A 19,434-nucleotide genomic window follows, 5' to 3' on the forward strand; every position below is an offset into this window, starting at 1 on the left:
AGTGCGAGGCGGCGACACGTAACTCGAGGCGAGAGGCCTTCGACGTGGCAGCACCGCAGAACTACCTCGCAGTCATCAAAGTCATCGGTGTCGGCGGCGGTGGTGTCAATGCCATCAACCGGATGATCGAGGTCGGTCTCAAGGGTGTCGAGTTCATCGCCATCAACACCGACGCCCAGGCGCTGTTGATGAGCGACGCCGACGTCAAGCTCGACGTCGGCCGCGAACTCACCCGCGGACTCGGCGCCGGAGCCAACCCGGCCGTCGGCCGGAAGGCCGCCGAGGACCACCGCGAGGAGATCGAGGAGGTCCTCAAGGGGGCCGACATGGTCTTCGTGACGGCCGGTGAAGGCGGCGGCACCGGCACCGGCGGCGCACCCGTCGTGGCCAACATCGCCCGCACGCTCGGCGCGCTCACCATCGGCGTGGTCACCCGACCGTTCACCTTCGAGGGCCGGCGTCGCGCCAACCAGGCCGAGGACGGCATCGCGGAACTCCGCGAAGAGGTCGACACCCTCATCGTCATCCCGAACGACCGGCTGCTGTCCATCTCGGACCGCCAGGTCTCCGTCCTCGACGCCTTCAAGTCGGCGGACCAGGTCCTGCTCTCCGGTGTCCAGGGCATCACCGACCTCATCACCACGCCCGGTCTGATCAACCTCGACTTCGCCGACGTCAAGTCCGTGATGTCCGAGGCCGGTTCGGCCCTCATGGGCATCGGCTCGGCCCGCGGCGACGACCGCGCGGTGGCCGCCGCCGAGATGGCGATCTCCTCGCCGCTCCTGGAGGCGTCCATCGACGGCGCCCGGGGCGTTCTGCTCTCCATCTCCGGCGGCTCCGACCTCGGCCTGTTCGAGATCAACGAAGCCGCCCAGCTGGTGAGCGAGGCCGCGCACCCCGAGGCCAACATCATCTTCGGCGCGGTCATCGACGACGCGCTCGGCGACGAGGTCCGGGTCACCGTCATCGCGGCCGGCTTCGACGGCGGACAGCCCCCGTCCAAGCGGGACAACGTCCTCGGCTCGTCCTCCGCCAAGCGCGACGAGCCCACGCCGGCGCGTTCCAACGACAGCCGCCCGTCCTTCGGCTCGCTCGGCAGCGTCACGCCGAAGGAGGCTCCGGAGCCCGCCCCGGAGCCGGTGAGCAACGAACTGCCCCAGTCCTCCCCGCCGGTCCCGCCGTCGCGGAGCTACTCCGACAGCGCGGCCGAAGAGCTGGACGTGCCGGACTTCCTCAAGTGATAGGAAAGCGCTCCGAAACGAGCACAGCGGGCGGCGCGCACTTCGCCTTCACCGACCGGTGGGGCGGGGTGAGCGCCGTTCCGTACGAGGAGCTCAACCTCGGCGGAGCGGTCGGCGACGACCCCGACGCCGTACGGACCAACCGGGAGCTGGCCGCCAAGTCGCTCGGCCTCGACCCGGACCTGGTCGTCTGGATGAACCAGGTGCACGGGCCGGAGGTCACCGTGGTCGACGAGCCGTGGGGAGACCGCCCGGTGCCGCAGGTCGACGCCGTGGTCACCGCGCGCCGGGGCCTTGCCCTCGCCGTGCTCACCGCCGACTGCACGCCGGTCCTGCTCGCCGACCCCGTCGCCGGAGTCGCGGCCGCCGCCCACGCGGGACGGCCCGGCATGATCGCCGGGGTCGTCCCCGCCGCCGTCGCGGCCATGGCCGAACTCGGCGCCGAGCCCGCCCGGATCGTCGCCCGTACCGGACCCGCCGTCTGCGGTCGCTGCTACGAAGTGCCGGACGCGATGCGCGCCGAGGTCGCGGCCGTCGAGCCCGCGGCGTACGCCGAGACCAGTTGGGGCACGCCCGCGGTCGACGTGACGGCCGGGGTGCACGCGCAACTGGAAAGGCTCGGGGTGTGCGACCGGGCCCAGTCGCCGGTGTGCACGCTCGAGTCGGGCGACCACTTCTCGTACCGCCGCGACCGCACCACGGGTCGGCTCGCGGGCTATGTGTGGCTGGACTGATGGGGCATGACGGACCGTAAGGCTCAACTCGCCGGAAATCTGGCGAAAGTGGAAGAGCGCATCACGGCGGCGTGCGTGGCTGCCGGACGCAAGCGCGAAGAGGTGACCCTGATCGTGGTCACCAAGACCTACCCCGCCGACGATGTGCGGATCCTGTCGGAACTCGGTGTGCGCCACGTCGCCGAGAACCGCGATCAGGACGCGGCACCCAAGGCCGCGGCCTGCTCGGATCTGCCCCTCTCGTGGCACTTTGTCGGTCAGTTGCAGACCAACAAGGTGCGCTCCGTGGTCGGTTATGCGAATGTCGTGCAGTCCGTCGACCGGGCCCGGCTCGTCACCGCTCTGTCCAAGGAGGCGGTGCGGCAGGAGCGCGAGGTGGGCTGCCTCATCCAGGTCGCGCTCGACGCCGCAGAACCTGTGGCGGGAAGCGGTGGACGCGGGGAGCGCGGTGGTGTAGAGCCCGGCGGCATCGAGGAGTTGGGCGAAATCGTCGCGCGGGCCCCGGGGCTGAGGCTCGACGGACTCATGACCGTCGCTCCGCTCACCGGACCGTACGCGGGGCGTGAACTGGCGGCGTTCGAGCGGCTGATGGATTTGTCGACTGACCTGCGCCGCGCCCATCCGGCTGCGAACATGGTCTCGGCAGGGATGAGTGCGGACCTCGAACAGGCCGTGGCAGCCGGAGCGACACATGTGCGCGTCGGCACTGCGGTACTCGGAGTCCGCCCCAGGCTCGGGTAACGTCGCCAAGAAGTCGGACCACAGCAGAAAATATGGTCATTACCGCTGATAGGCGGGCATAACGACCTCGTGGATCGCGGGCACTTGGCAACAGTCAGCCGATCCACCACAGAGCGGAGGACTCAGAGCATGGCCGGCGCGATGCGCAAGATGGCGGTCTACCTCGGCCTCGTGGAGGACGATGGGTACGACGGCAGGGGTTTCGACCCCGACGACGACTTCGAGCCCGAACTTGACCCGGAGCCCGAGCGGGACCGCCGACGGCACGAGCCGTCGCATCAGTCGCACCAGCCGCACCAGTCCCAACGGGACGAATCGGTGCGAGTGGTGCAGCCGCCCGTGCAACGCGATCCCGTGCCACATTCCGCTTCGCTGTCCGCGGAATCGGGGCGTCCGGCGCGAATCGCGCCCGTGGCGTCCATCACACAAGAACGTCAAAGCCTGGAGAAGAACGCACCGGTGATCATGCCCAAGGTCGTGTCGGAACGAGAGCCGTACAGGATCACCACACTGCACCCCCGGACCTACAACGAGGCCCGTACCATCGGGGAACACTTCCGTGAGGGCACCCCGGTGATCATGAATCTGACTGAGATGGATGACACAGACGCCAAGCGACTTGTCGACTTTGCGGCCGGTTTGGTGTTTGGTCTTCACGGGAGCATCGAGCGGGTGACGCAGAAGGTGTTCCTGTTGTCGCCTGCTAACGTCGATGTCACGGCGGAGGACAAGGCTCGCATCGCAGAGGGCGGGTTCTTCAACCAGAGCTGAGACGCAGGACCGGACAAGGCACGGAAACAGGGGAGAGGGAAGCACCGATCATGAGCGTGGTTGCGCAGGTTCTCTACGTCGCGCTGATGTGTTTCCTCATCGTGCTGATCTTCCGGTTGGTCATGGACTACGTCTTCCAGTTCGCCCGCTCATGGCAACCCGGCAAGGCGATGGTGGTCGTTCTGGAGGCCACCTACACTGTCACTGATCCACCGCTCAAGCTTCTGCGGCGGTTCATCCCGCCGTTGCGTCTCGGGGGCGTGGCGCTCGACCTGTCCTTCTTCGTACTGATGATCATCGTCTACATCCTGATCTCCGTTGTGAGCCGGCTGTGAACGATACGGTCTTGCCGAACGCCGACGATGCCGACGACTACGTTGAGGTGAAGAGATGCCGTTGACCCCCGAGGACGTGCGGAACAAGCAGTTCACGACCGTCCGCCTCCGAGAAGGCTATGACGAGGACGAGGTCGATGCCTTCCTCGACGAGGTCGAAGCCGAACTGACCCGCCTGCTCCGCGAGAACGAGGACCTGCGCGCCAAGCTGGCCGCCGCCACACGCGCCGCCGCGCAGAACCAACAGCAGGGCATGCGCAAGCCGCCTGAACAGCAGGACCAGCAGCAGGGCCCGCCGCAGGGCATGCGCGGTCCCGGTTCTCCCGTACCCGCCGGCATATCGGGCCCGCCGCAGCAGCAGATGGGTGGCCCCATGGGTGGCCCGCCCCAGCTGCCGAGCGGTGCACCGCAGCTGCCCGCGGGCCCCAGCGCCCAGGGCGGCCAGCAGGGTCCCGGCCCGATGGGTCAGGGTCCCATGGGCCAGGGCCCGATGGGTCAGGGTCCCGGCCCGATGCAGGGTCAGATGCAGCAGCAGATGCCCCAGCAGATGGGCGGCCCGATGGGCGGTCCCATGGGTGGCCCCATGGGCGGTCACGGCCCGCAGATGGGGCAGCCCGGTCAGGGCCCCGGTGGCGACAGTGCCGCTCGGGTGCTCTCGCTGGCTCAGCAGACCGCCGACCAGGCGATCGCCGAGGCCCGTTCCGAGGCCAACAAGATCGTCGGCGAGGCCCGCAGCCGCGCCGAGGGTCTTGAGCGCGACGCCCGTGCCAAGGCCGACGCTCTTGAGCGGGACGCCCAGGAGAAGCACCGCGTCGCGATGGGCTCCCTGGAGTCCGCCCGCGCCACGCTGGAGCGCAAGGTCGAGGACCTGCGCGGCTTCGAGCGCGAGTACCGGACGCGTCTGAAGTCCTACCTCGAGTCGCAGCTGCGTCAGCTGGAGACCCAGGCCGACGACTCGCTGGCCCCGCCGCGTACGCCGGCGACCGCGTCGCTGCCGTCGTCGCCGAGCCCGTCCATGGCTCCGGCCGGGGCGAGCGCGCCGTCCTACGGTGGCAACCAGATGGGCGGCCCGGCCCCCGCGGCTCCGTCCTACGGCGGCCAGCAGCAGATGTCGCCGGCCATGACCCAGCCGATGGCGCCGGTCCGGCCGCAGGGCCCGTCGCCCATGCAGCAGGCGCCCTCGCCGATGCGTGGCTTCCTGATCGACGAGGACGACAACTGACGGCCTCGGGTACGCCTTAGGCGTCGGCAGCGTTCAGGGCGGAGCCCCCGGATTTCCGGGGGCTCCGCCCTTTGCCGTGCGGGTGCGGGACTGCTTTCGCTGCAGGTGTCGGGACGGCTTTCGCTGTACGTGTTCGGAACGGTCCTGCTGTACGTGTTCGGGGGCGGGCGCACCTGTACGCGGGCACGCAACGCCGAAGGCCCGGGCCCACCAAATTCCTTGGCGGGCCCGGGCCTTCGAGGGTGCTGCTACGGCCTTCGCTGCACCTTTGCTACGCCTTGCGGAGGCGGAACGTCAGCGGCAGGGATTCGTCCGTGAACGGGCTGCCGTACGTGTCGTCCGCCTCGCCCTGGGCGCTGTGCTCATTCAAGAAGGCCGTGGCGAGGACCTCGTCGGAGATCAGGGCGGAGTGCTCGGTGAGCGCCGCGGTGACCTTCGGGTCCGTGGACGTCCAGCGCAGGGCGATCCGGTCGGCCACGTCGAGGCCGCTGTTCTTGCGGGCCTCCTGGATCAGGCGGATCGCGTCACGGGCCAGGCCCGCCTGACGCAGCTCCTCGGTGATCTCCAGGTCGAGGGCGACCGTCGCGCCGGAGTCCGAGGCGACGGACCAGCCCTCGCGCGGGGTCTCCGTGATGATCACCTCGTCCGGGGCGAGCGTGACGGTCTCGCCGTCGACCTCCACCGACGCCGTGCCCTCGCGCAGGGCCAGGGACAGCGCGGCCGCGTCGGCCTCGGCGACAGCCTTGGCCACCGCCTGGACGCCCTTGCCGAACCGCTTGCCCAGCGCGCGGAAGTTGGCCTTGGCCGTGGTGTCGACCAGCGAGCCGCCGACCTCGCTCAGGGAGGCCAGGGAGGAGACGTTCAGCTCCTCCGTGATCTGCGCGTGCAGTTCACGGTCGAGGGACTCGAACCCGGTCGCGGCGACCAGCGCGCGGGACAGCGGCTGACGCGTCTTGACGCCCGACTCCGCGCGCGTGGCACGGCCCAGCTCCACGAGACGGCGTACGAGCACCATCTGCTTCGACAGCTCCGGGTCGATGACGGACAGGTCCGCCTCCGGCCAGGACGACAGGTGTACGGACTCGGGGACGCCCGGCGTCACCGGCACCACGAGGTCCTGCCAGACCCGCTCGGTGATGAACGGGGTCAGCGGGGCCATCAGACGCGTGACCGTCTCGACGACCTCGTGCAGGGTGCGCAGCGCCGCCTTGTCGCCCTGCCAGAAGCGGCGACGGGAGCGGCGTACGTACCAGTTGGACAGGTCGTCGACGAACGCCGAGAGCAGCTTTCCGGCGCGCTGGGTGTCGTACGCCTCCAGGGCCTGCGTCACCTGGTCGGTGAGCGCGTGCAGCTCGGAGAGCAGCCAGCGGTCCAGGACCGGGCGGTCCGCCGGGGCCGGATCGGCCTCGCTGGGCGCCCAGTTGGACGTGCGCGCGTACAGGGCCTGGAAAGCGACCGTGTTCCAGTACGTGAGGAGCGTCTTGCGGACGACCTCCTGGATCGTGCCGTGGCCGACGCGGCGGGCCGCCCAGGGGGAGCCGCCGGCCGCCATGAACCAGCGCACCGCGTCCGCGCCGTGCTGGTCCATCAGCGGGATCGGCTGCAGGGTGTTGCCCAGGTGCTTGGACATCTTGCGGCCGTCCTCGGCGAGGATGTGGCCCAGGCACACCACGTTCTCGTACGACGACTTGTCGAAGACCAGCGTGCCGACCGCCATCAGTGTGTAGAACCAGCCGCGGGTCTGGTCGATGGCCTCCGAGATGAACTGCGCCGGGTAGCGGCTCTCGAAGAGGTCCTTGTTCTTGTACGGGTAGCCCCACTGCGCGAACGGCATCGAACCCGAGTCGTACCAGGCGTCGATGACCTCCGGGACGCGCGTGGCGGTCTGCCCGCAGCCGTCCTGGGGGCAGGCGAAGGTGACCTCGTCGATGAACGGGCGGTGCGGGTCCAGGTTCGACCGGTCCGTGCCCGACAGCTCGGTGAGCTCCGCGCGGGAGCCGACGACGGTGAGGTGGTCGTCCTCACAGCGCCAGATCGGCAGCGGGGTGCCCCAGTAGCGGTTGCGGGACAGGGCCCAGTCGATGTTGTTGTTCAGCCAGTCGCCGTACCGGCCGTTCTTGACCGAGTCCGGGAACCAGTTGGTCTTCTCGTTCTCCTGGAGGAGGCGGTCCTTGATGGCCGTGGTGCGGATGTACCAGGACGGCTGCGCGTAGTAGAGGAGCGCGGTGTGGCAGCGCCAGCAGTGCGGGTAGCTGTGCTCGTACGGGATGTGCCTGAAGAGCAGACCGCGGTTCTGGAGGTCTTCCGTGAGCTTTTCGTCGGCCTTCTTGAAGAAGACACCGCCTACGAGCGGGACGTCCTCTTCGAAGGTGCCGTCGGGGCGGACGGGGTTCACGACGGGCAGCCCGTACGCGCGGCAGACCTTGAGGTCGTCCTCACCGAAAGCGGGGGACTGGTGGACCAGACCCGTACCGTCCTCGGTCGTCACGTAGTCGGCGTTCACCACGTAGTGCGTCGGCACGTCCGTGGGGAACTCCACGAGCTCGAACGGACGTTGATACGACCAGCGCTCCATCTCGGCGCCCGTGAAGGACTGGCCGGTGGTCTCCCAGCCCTCGCCGAGCGCCTTCTCGACGAGCGGCTCGGCGACGACGAGCTTCTCCTCGCCGTTCGTCGCGACCACGTAGGTGACCTCGGCGTGCGCGGCGACCGCGGTGTTGGAGACCAGCGTCCACGGAGTCGTCGTCCACACCAGGAGCGCGGCCTCGCCCGCGAGCGGACCGGAGGTGAGCGGGAAACGGACGTACACCGAGGGGTCGACGACCGTCTCGTAGCCCTGGGCCAGCTCGTGGTCCGACAGGCCCGTACCGCAGCGCGGGCACCAGGGGGCGACGCGGTGGTCCTGGACGAGCAGGCCCTTGTTGAAGATCTCCTTGAGCGACCACCAGACGGACTCGATGTACTCGGGGTCCATGGTGCGGTAGGGGTCGTTCAGGTCGGTCCAGTAACCCATGCGGGTCGTGAGCTCTTCGAAGGCGTCGGTGTGGCGGGTCACGGACTCGCGGCACTTGGCGTTGAACTCGGCGATGCCGTACGCCTCGATGTCCTTCTTGCCGTTGAAGCCGAGCTCCTTCTCGACCGCCAGCTCCACCGGGAGCCCGTGACAGTCCCAGCCGGCCTTGCGGGCCACGTGGTAGCCGCGCATGGTGCGGAAGCGCGGGAAGACGTCCTTGAAGACGCGGGCTTCGATGTGGTGGGCGCCGGGCATGCCGTTGGCCGTGGGCGGGCCCTCGTAGAACACCCACTCCGGGCGGCCCTCGGACTGCTCCAAGGTCTTGGCGAAGATCTTCTGCTCGCGCCAGAAGTCGAGCACGGCGTGCTCGAGGGCGGGCAGGTCGACCTGGGCGGGCACCTGGCGGTACTGCGGCTGCGTATTCAACGAGCTTCCTCCGGCGGACTTTCTGCCTTCCGTCCGGAGGGACGAGAGCCTGTGCTGCTACGTAGTAGCTGCCACGTACGCCGTGTGCGGCGCGCTCCCGCGGTACCACCCTCCTTGGCCCTCCGCCGCCTGGTACGCGCCGGTGAGCCCCCTCATTGGGGTCGCGATGCCGGGTCTACCGGCCGCTGCTGGCTCGCTGCGGCTTTCTTTCGGCGGCTCCGGGGTGATCTTCACGTCGCGCTCGCCCCCGGGCTTCCACCGTCCCCGGGTCGCTCTGGGCTGCGTACGCCGCTACTCGTCCCCATCCACGCTTTTCGCTCCGTTCAGTGTACGGCGCCCGACCGACAGCGGCCGACCGGTTTTCCGGGACCCGCGGGCGCGGGGGCGGCGGGGCGCGGGGGAGGTGTGCGGACTGACCCGAATGGCGAGGCTGCGGTGTCCGCTTCCTGGGACGGCCGGCTCGGCGGATTACGCGGCGGGGAGCTGGGCACAACGCTTGCAGGCTCGTCGCGCGGTACGCGCGGGGCGGGCGAATCGGGCGGCGTGCCCCGTTGCCGCGGGACTCAAGTCGATTTATCGTCCCAGCACGATTCGCGAGCAAGATCACAATATGTGAAGGGGCCGCGGCCATGGTGGCGAAAAAGACCGCCGTACAGCAGTCGGCGTCCGGCAGATCCATGGGGGCGGCTGGTGGCGCCGGGGCGGCGGCCAAGGATGTGAGCGGCAAGAAGAGCACGCGGGGGGCCGCGAAGAGCACGGCGAGGGCTGTGAAGACGGTACGGGGGGCTGTCGCCGGGGGTGGTTCTGGTGCCGGGGCAGGTGGGACCGGTGGGGCTGCTGGAACTACTGGTGCCAGGAAGACGGCGGCGAGGAAGAGCGAGGCGAAGAGGACGACCGGCGTCAAGAAGACTGCTGGCGCGAAAACGGCCACTTCGAAGACGGCGGGTGGAAAGGCGGCCGCCTCGAAGAAGGCTGGGGCGAAAGCCAGCACTACGAAGAAGGGAACGGCGAGGGCGGCCACCGAGGGGAAGGGGTCCGCCGCGGGTAGGGCCGTGAAGAAGACGGCCGGTGGGAAGAAGGCCGCCGCGAGGCCGGCTGCCACGGAGAAGGGTGCGGCGGGTACGGCCGCCACGAAGAAGGCTGCGGCGGGAACGGCCGCTGCAAAGTCGGCGACTGCGGAGTCGGCTGCCGCAGGGAGGCCCGTCGCGGAAACTGCCGCTTCGAAGAAGGCTGCTGCGAAGACGACCTCTACGGAGGGGGCGATCGCGAAGAAGGCTGCTTCGAAGAGAGCCTCTGCGGAGAAGGCGGCCGTCAAGTCGGCCCCCAGGGAGAAGGCCGGGGCGAGGACCGGCTCTACGAAGAGGGCTCGCGCGAAGTCGGCGTCTACAGAGAAGGCCGGTACCAAGACCGTCTCTGCGAAGAAAGTCGGTGCCAAGTCGGCGTCTACGGAGAGGGCTCGCGCGAAGTCGGCCTCTACCGAGGGGGCTGGCGCGAAGGGTGGTGCGGCGAAGAAGGCCGGCGCCAAGACGGTGGCGGCGGGGAGGGGGCGGGCGAAGGCGGCCTCTTCCGAGAAGGGGGCCGGTAAGGCTGCTCCTGCGAAGAAGGTCGGCGCGCGGGCTGCCTCTGGGACGGAGGACGGGACCAAGGGCGCCTCCAGGAAGAAGGCGGCTGGGAAGACGGCCGCCGCTCGGGCGGACAGTACGAACGCGGTCGCTGCTGAGGCAGCGGCTTCTGAGGCGGTCGGCGCGAAGGCCGTGGATGACAGGGCGGCCGGGGGCAAGAAGGGCGCCGCGAAAAGAGCCCCCGCGAAGAGCGCCGCCGCTGCGAAGAGGGCGGGTGAGGCGGGCGTTTCCGTCACAGGGCCCTCCAAGAAGGCGGGCAGGAAGGGCACACGTACGGCCAAGAAGGCGGTCGCTTCCGCGGCCGAGGGTGCGGCCGAGGCCGCGAAGACGACGGGAGCCACGACGGTGGTTGCGAAGAAGACCCCTGGCACGGCCACGGCGGCGGACAAGGCCACCGCGGTCCCCAAGGCGCGGGTCGCCGCGGCGGAGCCGGGCGAGCTCGCGGTACGCCCCGGTGAGGACCCCTGGACCCCGGAAGAGGTCGCGGAGGCACGCGCGGGGCTGCTCTCCGAGGCGCTGCGGCTGCGCGCCGAGATCACACACTCCGAGGAGTCCCTGGCGGGCCTGATGCGCGACTCCGGAGACGGCGCCGGCGACGACCAGGCGGACACCGGCACCAAGAACATCACGCGCGAGCACGAGATGGCGCTCGCGGCCAACGCCCGGGAGATGCTGGAGCAGACCGAGCGCGCCCTGGAACGCCTGGACGCGGGCACGTACGGGCTCTGCGAGAACTGCGGCAACCCCATCGGCAAGGCACGCATGCAGGCGTTCCCGCGCGCCACCCTGTGCGTGGAGTGCAAGCAGAAGCAGGAGCGCCGCTACTGACCCGGCTCATGATCGGAAACCGATCGGCCCGGTGCGCTCCTGAGCACGTGGGCGCGGCCCGCCGTGCCGTACTCTCGTCCTCAGTCAGGCACCTAGGTTGAGGGACTCACGTGGCAGAGGCGGAGCGGATCATCGGTACGCCGGATATCCCGGAGGCGGCGGGCGCCGAACCGGAGCAGACCGACCAGAGCGCGGCGTCGGGCGAGCGGTCCGATGCCGGGGGAGCGCAGGGCCCGGCCGAGAGCTCCGGCTCAGACTCGGGTTCCGAGGAGGCGGCGGCCCCGGCCGAGCGCCCCAAGGGCAAGCGCCGGATCGCCGTGCTGTTCACGGTCGCCACCCTGGCGTACGCGCTGGACCTGATCAGCAAGATGATCGTGGTCGCGAAGCTGGAGCACCACGAACCGATCGAGATCATCGGGGACTGGCTGAAGTTCGAGGCGATCCGTAACGCGGGCGCGGCCTTCGGCTTCGGCGAAGCCTTCACCATCATCTTCACGGTGATCGCCGCGGCCGTGATCGTGGTGATCGCCCGGCTCGCCCGCAAGCTCTACAGCCTGCCCTGGGCCATCGCGCTCGGGCTGCTGCTCGGCGGTGCGCTCGGCAACCTCACCGACCGGATCTTCCGGTCGCCTGGCGTCTTCGAGGGCGCGGTCGTCGACTTCATCGCACCCAAGCACTTCGCGGTCTTCAACCTCGCCGACTCCGCGATCGTCTGCGGCGGCATCCTGATCGTGCTGCTGTCCTTCCGCGGGCTCGACCCGGACGGGACCGTCCACAAGGACTGACGTTCGGACTCCGGTCAGGACTGTCCGACCCGTCCTGCATACTCGACGGGTGAGCACGATTCCCGAGATCCGTACCCTGCCCGTGCCCGACGGCCTGGAGGGCGAGCGCGTCGACGCCGCCATTTCACGCATGTTCGGGTTCTCCCGCACGAAGGCCGCCGAGCTTGCCGCGGCGGGAAAGGTCACGGTCGACGGCTCGGTGGTCGGGAAGTCCGAGCGGGTGCACGGCGGCGCCTGGCTCGAGGTGGAGATGCCACAGGCGCCCGCGCCCGTGCAGATCGTCGCCGAGCCCGTCGAGGGCATGGAGATCGTGCACGACGACGATGACGTGGTCGTGATCGTCAAGCCCGTCGGAGTCGCCGCCCACCCCAGCCCCGGCTGGTCGGGCCCGACCGTGATCGGCGGTCTCGCGGCCGCCGGGTACCGGATCTCGACCTCGGGCGCCTCGGAGCGTCAGGGCATCGTGCACCGCCTCGACGTGGGCACGTCGGGCCTCATGGTGGTGGCCAAGTCGGAGTACGCGTACACGTCGCTCAAGCGCCAGTTCAAGGAGCGCACGGTCGACAAGCGGTACCACGCGCTGGTCCAGGGCCACCCGGACCCGACCAGCGGCACGATCGACGCACCCATCGGCCGGCATCCGAACCACGACTACAAGTGGGCGGTCACCGCCGAGGGCAAGCCCTCCGTGACGCACTACGACCTGGTCGAGGCGTTCCGCGCGGCCTCGCTGCTCGACGTCAAGCTGGAGACCGGGCGTACGCATCAGATCCGCGTCCACATGGCGGCCCACCGGCACCCCTGCGTCGGCGATCTGACGTACGGCGCCGACCCGACGCTGGCGAAGCGGCTCGGGCTCACCCGGCAGTGGCTGCACGCGGTGCGGCTCGGCTTCGAGCACCCCGGGGACGGCCAGTGGGCCGAGTTCGCGTGCGACTACCCCGAGGACCTGCAGCAGGCGCTGGACCGCGTCCGGGAGGAAAGCTACGCATGAGCTCGGCGTCCTACGTGGTGCGGGTGGCCGAGGACCCCGCCGACCGTGAGGCCTGCTTCGCGGTGCGCAAGGAGGTCTTCGTCGTCGAGCAGGGGGTCCCTCAGGACCTCGAGTACGACGCGTACGACGCCGATGCCGTGCATGTGGTCGCCGTGCGCGAGGACGGGGTGCCGCTCGGCGCGGGACGGCTGCTGTACGGCGAGGTGGCGGCCGCCAGGGCCGGTGGCGAGCCCGGTGTCGGGTCCCTGGGGCGGCTCGCCGTCGTGAAGGCCGCGCGGGGGCTCGGTATAGGGGTCGCGCTGGTCCGGGGTATCGAGGACGCGGCACGCGCGCGTGGGCTGACGGCGGTGGATCTGCACGCGCAGACGCATGCGCTGGGGTTCTACGAGCGGCTGGGGTATGCGGCGTACGGGCCGGAGTTCGACGACGCGGGGATGCCGCATCGGGCGATGCGGCGCGCTCTCTGAGCGGGATCGGTGAAGTCCGGCGGGCACCGCTCCCCGTAAGGGTTCAACGACGTGACGGCCATCGTGCTGTACCACGTCGCCATCGCCGCGGCCGTCAGTGGCACGTTCTCGCTGCCGGGCACCGCGCTCGACTGAGGGGCGGGTTCCTTCCCGCCCGCGCCGCGGAGCCGCATGTGTCACAGCGCCGCGCGCCTTTGGGGCGCTTCTGAGCAGCCGAGCTTCGTAGGATCGGCCCATGGCACGCAACGTGGTGATCAGTGGTGGTGGGACCGGGATCGGGCTCGCGGCGGCTCGCGGATTTGCGGCGGGTGGCGATCGGGTGTTGTTGGTCGGGCGGCGCCGGGAGGTGTTGGAGAAGGCCGCGGTGCCCGGGGCGCTCACCTACGCGGCCGACCTCAGTGATGTCGACGGGGTGCGCGGGGTCGCGCGGTACGTCGCCGATGAGCTCGGGACCGTTGACGTGCTCGTGCACAGTGCGGGCGGGAACGGGCAGTTGGAGCCCAAGGCCGACAGCGACGACCCCCTCGACGTCGCCGCGCACAACTGGACCGTCAACTTCCGGCTCAACACGCTGACCGCCGTGCTGCTCACCGAGGCTCTGCGGGACCGGCTCGCGTCGCCCGGCGGGCGGGTGCTCTTCCTCAGCTCCATCGCCGCGTACCGGGGGTCCGGGAGCGGGGCGTACGCGGCGTCCAAGGCCGCGTTGCACCCGTACGCCTTCGAACTCGCCCGGCAGCTCGGGCCGCGCGGCGTCACCGTGAACCTGGTGGCGCCCGGCTACGTCGAGGAGACCGAGTTCTTCGGCGGGCCCATCGAGGAGGCGCGCCGCGAGCGGCTGATCGCCGAGACCTCGACCGGCCGTGCCGGGACGCCCGGGGATGTCGCCGAGACCCTCCACTGGCTGGCGTCACCCGCCGCCGGGCACATCACGGCCCAGGTGATTCAGGTGAACGGCGGGGCCGAGCGGGGACATTGAGGACATCGACGACATCAGGGGGTGGGAGGGAGAGCCCGAGTTCAGCCCCGTCCCGTCCGTGGTGGTTCCACGGCGCGATTGCGCGGCGTTCTTCTCGGTTGTCCGTCGTTGCCGTTCGGGTGGGAGCCCGGGGGGAGGATCGCGTCGGCCGTGTTGACGCGGGGCAGTGCGTAGGGGTGCTGGGCGGTCAGCCAGCGGATCATTTCCTCGCGGACGGTGACGCGGACCGTCCAGACGTCGTCCGCGTCCTTCGCGGTGACCAGGGCGCGCACCTCCATGGTGCTGGGGGTGGAGTCGGTGACGGCGAGGCCGTAGTCGCGACCGTCCCAGGCGGGGCATGCGCGCAGGATGTCGCGGAGTTTCTCGCGTATCTCCTCGACGGGCGCGCTGTGGTCCAGGTGGAAGAAGACCGTGCCGGTCATCTGCACACTGCCGCGGGACCAGTTCTCGAACGGCTTGGACGTGAAGTACGAGACCGGCATGGTGATCCGGCGTTCGTCCCAGGTCAGTACGGTCAGAAAGGTCAGGGTGATCTCGTCGACCGTGCCCCACTCGCCGTCCACCACCACCGTGTCGCCGAGCCGAACCATGTCGCCGAAGGCGATCTGCAGCCCCGCGAAGAGGTTGCTGAGCGTGGACTGCGCGGCCACACCGGCGACGATGCCGAGGATGCCCGCCGAGGCCAGCAGCGAGGCTCCGGCCGCCTGCATCGCGGGGAACGTCAGCAGCATCGCGGCGATCGCGACCACACCGACGATCGCGGTGACCACGCGCTGGATCAGCGTCACCTGCGTACGGACGCGGCGGACCCTGGCCGGATCGCGGTGGGCGTTCGCGTAGCGGGAGTACGAGGATTCGACGATCGCCGCCGCGATACGCACCAGGAGCCAGGCGGTGGACCCGATGAGGACCAGCGTCAGGATCCGGCCGATCGCCTCGTCGTGCTCGGCGGCGATGTCCGCCTGGTCGTACGACGCTCTCAGCAGCGCCGTACACAGCACGAACTGCAGCGGCAGCCGGCAGCGCCGCAGCAGTCCCCACTGGGGGGTCTCGTTGTGGCGCTGGTCGGCACGGCGCAGCAGCAGGTCGACGACCCAGCCGACGAGCAGCGTCAGTACGAGCGAGCCGCCGACGACGATCAGCGGGCGCAGCACGTTCTCCATGCCTTCGACCGTAACCGGCTCGGGGCGGTCATGAACATGTGGTCTCGGCCCCATCGCCTGCCACGCGCCCCGACCTGCGTCGCCCCGCCCGGGCAGTGTCAGTCGTGGCTGGCACCATGGCCTCATGAACATCATGCTCTTCCATTCGACCTACGGTCTGCGGCCCGCGGTGCACGACGCGGCGGACCGGCTGCGCGCGGCGGGACACGAGGTGTGGACGCCCGATCTCTTCGAGGGGCGCACCTTCGAGACCGTCGAGGAGGGCATGGCCTTCAAGGACGAGATCGGCAAGGACGAGCTGCTCAAGCGCGCGATCCTGGCCGCGGCGCCGTATTCGGGGCGAGGGCTCGTGTACGCCGGGTTCTCGTTCGGCGCGGCGACCGCGCAGACCCTGGCGCTCGGTGACGACAAGGCCCGCGGGCTGCTGCTCCTGCACGGCACGTCCGACATCGCGGAGAGCGCCTCGGTGGACGAGCTGCCGGTCCAGCTGCACGTCGCCGAGCCGGACGCCTTCGAGACCGATGACTGGCTGAGCGCCTGGTACCTCCAGATGGGCAGGGCGGGCGCCGACGTGGAGATCTTCAGATACGCGGGCGCCGGGCACCTCTACACCGACCCCGGCCTGCCGGACTACGACGAGGAGGCCGCCGAGGCCACCTGGCGGGTGGCGCTCGGCTTCCTCGACAGCCTGTAGCCCGGACAGCCTGTTGCTCGGACAGCCTGGAGCCCGGCGACAGTCCGTAGCCCGTCGCCAGCCTGTCGCCGTGGGATCAGACCGGGTCGTACACCCGCTCCACCTTCTGTGTGCCGCTGCGCGTGCGGTACGAACGGGCCCAGGACGCCGTCGCGTTGGCGGACGTGCGGTTGGACAGGACGTAGTAGTCCATCTGCGCCCGCTCGGCGGTGAGGTCCAGGACGCCGTAGCCGTGCCGGTCGGTGTCGACCCAGTGGACGTGCCGGTTGGCGGCCCGGATCAGGGGCGAGGCGATGGCCGACACCGTGCCCTCCGGGACCTTGACGAGGTCGTCGAGGTTGTCGGAGGTCACCGACGTGACGACGAACTCGGTGGCGGCGGAGGCCGACAGCGGATACGTACCGGCGTTGTACGGCACGTCGTTGGCCCAGGCCATGTGGATGTCGCCGGTGAGGAAGACCGTGTTGCGGATCGCGTTGTCCCGCAGATGCGCGAGCAGTTCGCGGCGGTCGTCGGTGTAGCCGTCCCACTGGTCGGTGTTGAGGGCCAGGCCCTCCTTGGGCAGGCCGAGCAGCTCGGCGAGCGGCTTCAGGAGCTCGGCGGAGAGCGAGCCGATGGCGAACGGCGAGATCATCACCGAGTTGCCGACCAGCCGCCAGCTGGTGTCGGAGGTCTTCAACCCGGCCTTCAGCCAGTCGAGCTGCGCCCGGCCGGTGAGCGTACGGTTCGGGTCGTCCACCGAGCCGTTCCCGACCGTCACCTGCTGCGAGCGGTACGAGCGCAGGTCGAGCAGCGAGAGATCGGCCAGCCTGCCGAAGCGCAGCCGCCGGTAGGTGGTGCCCTCGGTCGCGGGCCGGACCGGCATCCACTCGAAGTAGGCCTGCTTGGCGGCCGACTGGCGGGCGGACCAGGTGCCCTCCGCGCCCTCGGTGTGGTTCTCGGCGCCGCCCGACCAGGCGTCGTTGGCGAACTCGTGGTCGTCCCAGATCGCGATGACGGGGGCCGCGGCGTGCAGGGCCTGAAGGTCGGGGTCGGTCTTGTAACGGCCGTGCCGGGTGCGGTAGTCGGCGAGGCTGACGATCTCGTGCGCCGGGGCGTGCGGGCGTACGACGGTGTCGCGCGTTCCGTACTCGCCGGTCCCGTACTCGTAGATGTAGTCGCCCAGATGCAGCCAGGCGTCCAGGTCGCCGCGCGCGGCCAGATGCCGGTACGCCGAGAAGTAGCCGGCCTCCCAGTTGGCGCAGGACACCACGCCGAAGCGCATCCCGGCCACGGCCGCGTCATGGGCGGGGGCGGTGCGGGTGCGGGCGGCCGGTGAGTCGGCGGTGCCGCTGGTGAAGCGGAACCAGTAGGTCGTGGCGGGCTTCAGGCCGCGGACGTCCGCCTTGACGGTGTGGTCGGTGGCGGCGGTCGCGGTGGTGGAGCCCTTGGCCACGATGTTCGTGAACGCCTTGTCCAGGGCCACCGTCCAGCCGACCTCGACGTCCGGGCCGAGCCCGGAGCCGGGGATCGCCTCGGCCGTGGGCGTCACCCGGGTCCACAGCAGGATGCCGTCCGGCAGCGGGTCACCGGAGGCGACGCCGTGCAGGAAGGCGGGGGCCTCGGCGGCGCGGGCCGGCAGCGCGGCGGCGAGCGGGGCCGCGAGTACGGCGGTCGCGGCGGCGGCCTTGACGACCGTACGGCGGCGCGGGGCGGGGGAGTTGGGGCTGGAGTGAGATCTGAGTCGACTGGTCACGGCCGGTCAGATTACTGATGGGTAGGGCTTTCTGTAAGGCGAAAAACGTGACGGGCGGGCGAACGTGGAAAAGTTCGCCCGCCCGTACAGAGCGCGTTACTTGGTGACGCCCGCGTCCTTGAGCGCCTTCTGCCAGTCGGCGACGGTGCTCGGGTTCTCGATCTTCTTGTCGTTGATCTTGATGGTCGGTGTCGAGTCGACACCCTCGGCGTCGTCGAAGGACTTGCTCATCTTCATCGCCCAGGCGTCGTACGTGCCCTTCTCGACGGCGTCCTGGAACTTCTTGTTGTTCTTCAGCGCGTCCACTGTGTTCGCCACCTCGATCAGGTAGCTGTCCTTGGCGAACTTGTCGGTGGACTCCTCCGGGTGGTACTTCGTCGAGTACAGCGCGGCCTTGTAGTCCAGGAACGCGTCGGTGCTCACGTTCAGCGCGGCGCCGAGCGCGCTCAGCGCGTTCTTCGAGCCGTCGCCGCCGAGGTTGCCGTCGAGGAACGTGCCGAGGGTGAAGGAGAGTTTGTAGTCGCCGTCCTCCATGCCCTTGTTGGCGGTCTCGCCGATGGTCTGCTCGAAGGAGGCGCAGGCCGGGCAGCGCGGGTCCTCGTAGAGGTGGACCGTGTTGTCGGTCTTGGAGTCGCCGACGACGACGGTGGTGCCGTTCTTGCCCGAGGTGTTGGCGGGGGCGACGACCTTCGCGTCGGCGGCCTCCTCCCACTTCGAGGGCTCGTTGTTCTGTACGACGGCGTAACCGATGCCGCCGGCTATCGCGAGGACGCCGACGACGGAACCGGCGACGATGACCTGTCGCCTGACCTTGTCGCGCTTGGCCTGACGCTCGCGCTCGATGCGCAGCCGCTCACGGGCCGCCGACTTCGCGGCCTGGCTGTTCCTTTTGCTCATGATCGTGTTCTCCGTGGTGATGGCGGGTGTATGGGGACCGGCGTGCTCAGGCGAAAACGGCCGAGCACGGCGGTCCACGCCGTCCCAGGGAGTGCACGAAGAGGCGCGTACGCGTGGCGGCGACCCGGTGCGTGGGGCGCGGCAGCCGGCGTACGGGAGTGCGGCGTACGGTCACCGCGGCGACCGCGAACAGCAGCGGCCGGAAGGTGGCCGCGGCCACCGCGCCCAGGAGCTGGGCCAGGGCCCGCTCGCCGCGCCGCAGCCAGGCGGCCGCGAGCAGGCCGACGCCGACATGTGCGCCGAGCAGCAGCCAGGCGGCGGCCGGGTCGGCGTTCGCGAGCAGGGCCGCGGCGGGCTGCGTTTCGCCACCTGTCACCCGGGCCAGCGGGGTGCCGACCTCACCGCCGCCGCACAACACGTCGAAGCCGACCGAGCGCAGCGGACCCGCGACCGGGCCGCCCGCCTTGCCGTAACAGGCGTGCTGGCCCGCGGTGAACAGCGTGTCGGCGGCCAGCTCCAGCGGGATCAGCAGGGCGGCGATCCGCCCGAAGCCACGCTCGCGGCCCGCCAGCGCGTACGCGACGACGAAGACGGCGCCGGCGATCGCGGCCACGGTGGTCACCGGCAGCGGGACTCGGGACAGCAGCACGTGCGACGCGGTGCTGAGCGTCACGACGAGTGCCGTGAACAGCGCCGCGCGCACGGCTCTGAGCTGGGTCCCGGATATGTCCATAGCGCTGGAAAGTGTGTCACGTACTCCTGTAGGGGAGCCCTAAAGGGTTCCTGTGAG

At 70.1% G+C, this 19,434-nt stretch carries 17 protein-coding genes; 12 read left to right on the forward strand and 5 right to left on the reverse strand.

Going from position 1 to position 19,434, the window contains the following annotated elements:
* Positions 1-44 precede the first annotated feature (44 nt).
* From ftsZ to GAS53_RS21075, 6 genes are all read left to right on the forward strand, one after another.
* Positions 45-1,241 carry a cell division protein FtsZ gene (gene ftsZ / locus GAS53_RS21050; RefSeq protein WP_151479198.1) on the forward strand — a complete coding sequence of 399 codons (1,197 nt, stop codon included), beginning with the start codon at positions 45-47 and terminating at the stop codon, positions 1,239-1,241.
* On the forward strand, positions 1,238-1,975 hold the full coding sequence (pgeF, locus tag GAS53_RS21055) for a peptidoglycan editing factor PgeF (RefSeq protein WP_151479199.1): 738 nt from the start codon (positions 1,238-1,240) through the stop codon (positions 1,973-1,975). Before ftsZ ends, pgeF begins: the two co-directional genes overlap by 4 nt.
* A gap of 6 nt (positions 1,976-1,981) precedes the next feature.
* Positions 1,982-2,716 carry a YggS family pyridoxal phosphate-dependent enzyme gene (locus tag GAS53_RS21060; RefSeq protein ID WP_151479200.1) on the forward strand — a complete coding sequence of 245 codons (735 nt, stop codon included), beginning with the start codon at positions 1,982-1,984 and terminating at the stop codon, positions 2,714-2,716.
* Between the two features lie 129 nt (positions 2,717-2,845).
* Positions 2,846-3,487, forward strand: coding sequence for a cell division protein SepF (locus GAS53_RS21065; protein ID WP_151479201.1), 642 nt, complete (start codon positions 2,846-2,848; stop codon positions 3,485-3,487).
* A gap of 50 nt (positions 3,488-3,537) precedes the next feature.
* A complete protein-coding gene (locus tag GAS53_RS21070; protein ID WP_055612103.1) occupies positions 3,538-3,822 on the forward strand; it encodes a YggT family protein in 285 nt (94 codons plus the stop codon).
* Positions 3,823-3,877: 55 nt separating this feature from the next.
* Complete coding sequence (locus GAS53_RS21075; protein WP_151479202.1) at positions 3,878-5,044, forward strand: DivIVA domain-containing protein; 1,167 nt, start codon at positions 3,878-3,880, stop codon at positions 5,042-5,044.
* Between the two features lie 271 nt (positions 5,045-5,315).
* On the opposite strand, the gene ileS is transcribed toward GAS53_RS21075, so the two are convergent.
* Entirely contained in the window at positions 5,316-8,483 is a 3,168-nt protein-coding gene (ileS, locus tag GAS53_RS21080) for an isoleucine--tRNA ligase (RefSeq protein ID WP_151479203.1), read from the reverse strand.
* 629 nt (positions 8,484-9,112) lie between these two features.
* Here ileS and GAS53_RS21090 point away from each other — a divergent pair.
* From GAS53_RS21090 to GAS53_RS21110, 5 genes are all read left to right on the forward strand, one after another.
* The gene (locus tag GAS53_RS21090; RefSeq protein ID WP_225859014.1) at positions 9,113-10,933 is read left to right on the forward strand and encodes a TraR/DksA family transcriptional regulator; all 1,821 of its coding nucleotides are present in this window, start codon (positions 9,113-9,115) and stop codon (positions 10,931-10,933) included.
* 110 nt (positions 10,934-11,043) lie between these two features.
* Entirely contained in the window at positions 11,044-11,718 is a 675-nt protein-coding gene (gene lspA, locus GAS53_RS21095; RefSeq protein ID WP_151479204.1) for a signal peptidase II, read from the forward strand.
* 49 nt (positions 11,719-11,767) lie between these two features.
* Positions 11,768-12,712: an RluA family pseudouridine synthase gene (locus GAS53_RS21100; protein WP_151479205.1), complete on the forward strand. Its 945-nt coding sequence runs from the start codon at positions 11,768-11,770 to the stop codon at positions 12,710-12,712.
* A complete protein-coding gene (locus tag GAS53_RS21105) occupies positions 12,709-13,179 on the forward strand; it encodes a GNAT family N-acetyltransferase (RefSeq protein WP_151479206.1) in 471 nt (156 codons plus the stop codon). The genes GAS53_RS21100 and GAS53_RS21105 overlap by 4 nt, the downstream gene beginning before the upstream one ends.
* A gap of 235 nt (positions 13,180-13,414) precedes the next feature.
* A complete protein-coding gene (locus GAS53_RS21110; RefSeq protein WP_151479207.1) occupies positions 13,415-14,155 on the forward strand; it encodes an SDR family NAD(P)-dependent oxidoreductase in 741 nt (246 codons plus the stop codon).
* Between the two features lie 41 nt (positions 14,156-14,196).
* Here GAS53_RS21110 and GAS53_RS21115 read toward each other — a convergent pair whose 3' ends face one another.
* Positions 14,197-15,318, reverse strand: a complete 1,122-nt coding sequence (locus GAS53_RS21115) for a mechanosensitive ion channel family protein (RefSeq protein WP_151479208.1) — start codon at positions 15,316-15,318, stop codon at positions 14,197-14,199.
* A 124-nt stretch (positions 15,319-15,442) separates the two neighbouring features.
* Between GAS53_RS21115 and GAS53_RS21120 the strand changes: the two genes are divergently transcribed.
* Positions 15,443-16,012, forward strand: a complete 570-nt coding sequence (locus GAS53_RS21120; protein WP_151479209.1) for a dienelactone hydrolase family protein — start codon at positions 15,443-15,445, stop codon at positions 16,010-16,012.
* Positions 16,013-16,088: 76 nt separating this feature from the next.
* Here the strand turns inward: GAS53_RS21120 and GAS53_RS21125 are convergent, their stop codons facing one another.
* The 3 genes from GAS53_RS21125 to GAS53_RS21135 form a co-directional block, all read right to left on the reverse strand.
* Complete coding sequence (locus GAS53_RS21125; protein WP_151479210.1) at positions 16,089-17,747, reverse strand: alkaline phosphatase D family protein; 1,659 nt, start codon at positions 17,745-17,747, stop codon at positions 16,089-16,091.
* A gap of 96 nt (positions 17,748-17,843) precedes the next feature.
* Complete coding sequence (locus GAS53_RS21130; protein ID WP_151479211.1) at positions 17,844-18,644, reverse strand: DsbA family protein; 801 nt, start codon at positions 18,642-18,644, stop codon at positions 17,844-17,846.
* Positions 18,645-18,690: 46 nt separating this feature from the next.
* On the reverse strand, positions 18,691-19,377 hold the full coding sequence (locus GAS53_RS21135) for a hypothetical protein (protein ID WP_151479212.1): 687 nt from the start codon (positions 19,375-19,377) through the stop codon (positions 18,691-18,693).
* Positions 19,378-19,434: the final 57 nt, after the last annotated feature.

This window comes from Streptomyces albicerus, from assembly GCF_008905045.1.
In the GTDB taxonomy this organism is placed as follows: Bacteria; Actinomycetota; Actinomycetes; order Streptomycetales; family Streptomycetaceae; genus Streptomyces; species Streptomyces albicerus.

What these genes read in the sequence shown, in the direction of transcription:
- GAS53_RS21060 (WP_151479200.1), top strand. Translation starts at nt 1,982, where the DNA reads ATGACGGACCGTAAGGCTCAACTCGCCGGAAATCTGGCGAAAGTGGAA.
- GAS53_RS21065 (WP_151479201.1), top strand. Translation starts at nt 2,846, where the DNA reads ATGGCCGGCGCGATGCGCAAGATGGCGGTCTACCTCGGCCTCGTGGAG.
- GAS53_RS21070 (WP_055612103.1), top strand. Translation starts at nt 3,538, where the DNA reads ATGAGCGTGGTTGCGCAGGTTCTCTACGTCGCGCTGATGTGTTTCCTC.
- GAS53_RS21075 (WP_151479202.1), top strand. Translation starts at nt 3,878, where the DNA reads ATGCCGTTGACCCCCGAGGACGTGCGGAACAAGCAGTTCACGACCGTC.
- GAS53_RS21090 (WP_225859014.1), top strand. Translation starts at nt 9,113, where the DNA reads ATGGTGGCGAAAAAGACCGCCGTACAGCAGTCGGCGTCCGGCAGATCC.
- GAS53_RS21105 (WP_151479206.1), top strand. Translation starts at nt 12,709, where the DNA reads ATGAGCTCGGCGTCCTACGTGGTGCGGGTGGCCGAGGACCCCGCCGAC.
- GAS53_RS21110 (WP_151479207.1), top strand. Translation starts at nt 13,415, where the DNA reads ATGGCACGCAACGTGGTGATCAGTGGTGGTGGGACCGGGATCGGGCTC.
- GAS53_RS21115 (WP_151479208.1), bottom strand. Translation starts at nt 15,318, where the DNA reads ATGGAGAACGTGCTGCGCCCGCTGATCGTCGTCGGCGGCTCGCTCGTA.
- GAS53_RS21120 (WP_151479209.1), top strand. Translation starts at nt 15,443, where the DNA reads ATGAACATCATGCTCTTCCATTCGACCTACGGTCTGCGGCCCGCGGTG.
- GAS53_RS21130 (WP_151479211.1), bottom strand. Translation starts at nt 18,644, where the DNA reads ATGAGCAAAAGGAACAGCCAGGCCGCGAAGTCGGCGGCCCGTGAGCGG.
- GAS53_RS21135 (WP_151479212.1), bottom strand. Translation starts at nt 19,377, where the DNA reads ATGGACATATCCGGGACCCAGCTCAGAGCCGTGCGCGCGGCGCTGTTC.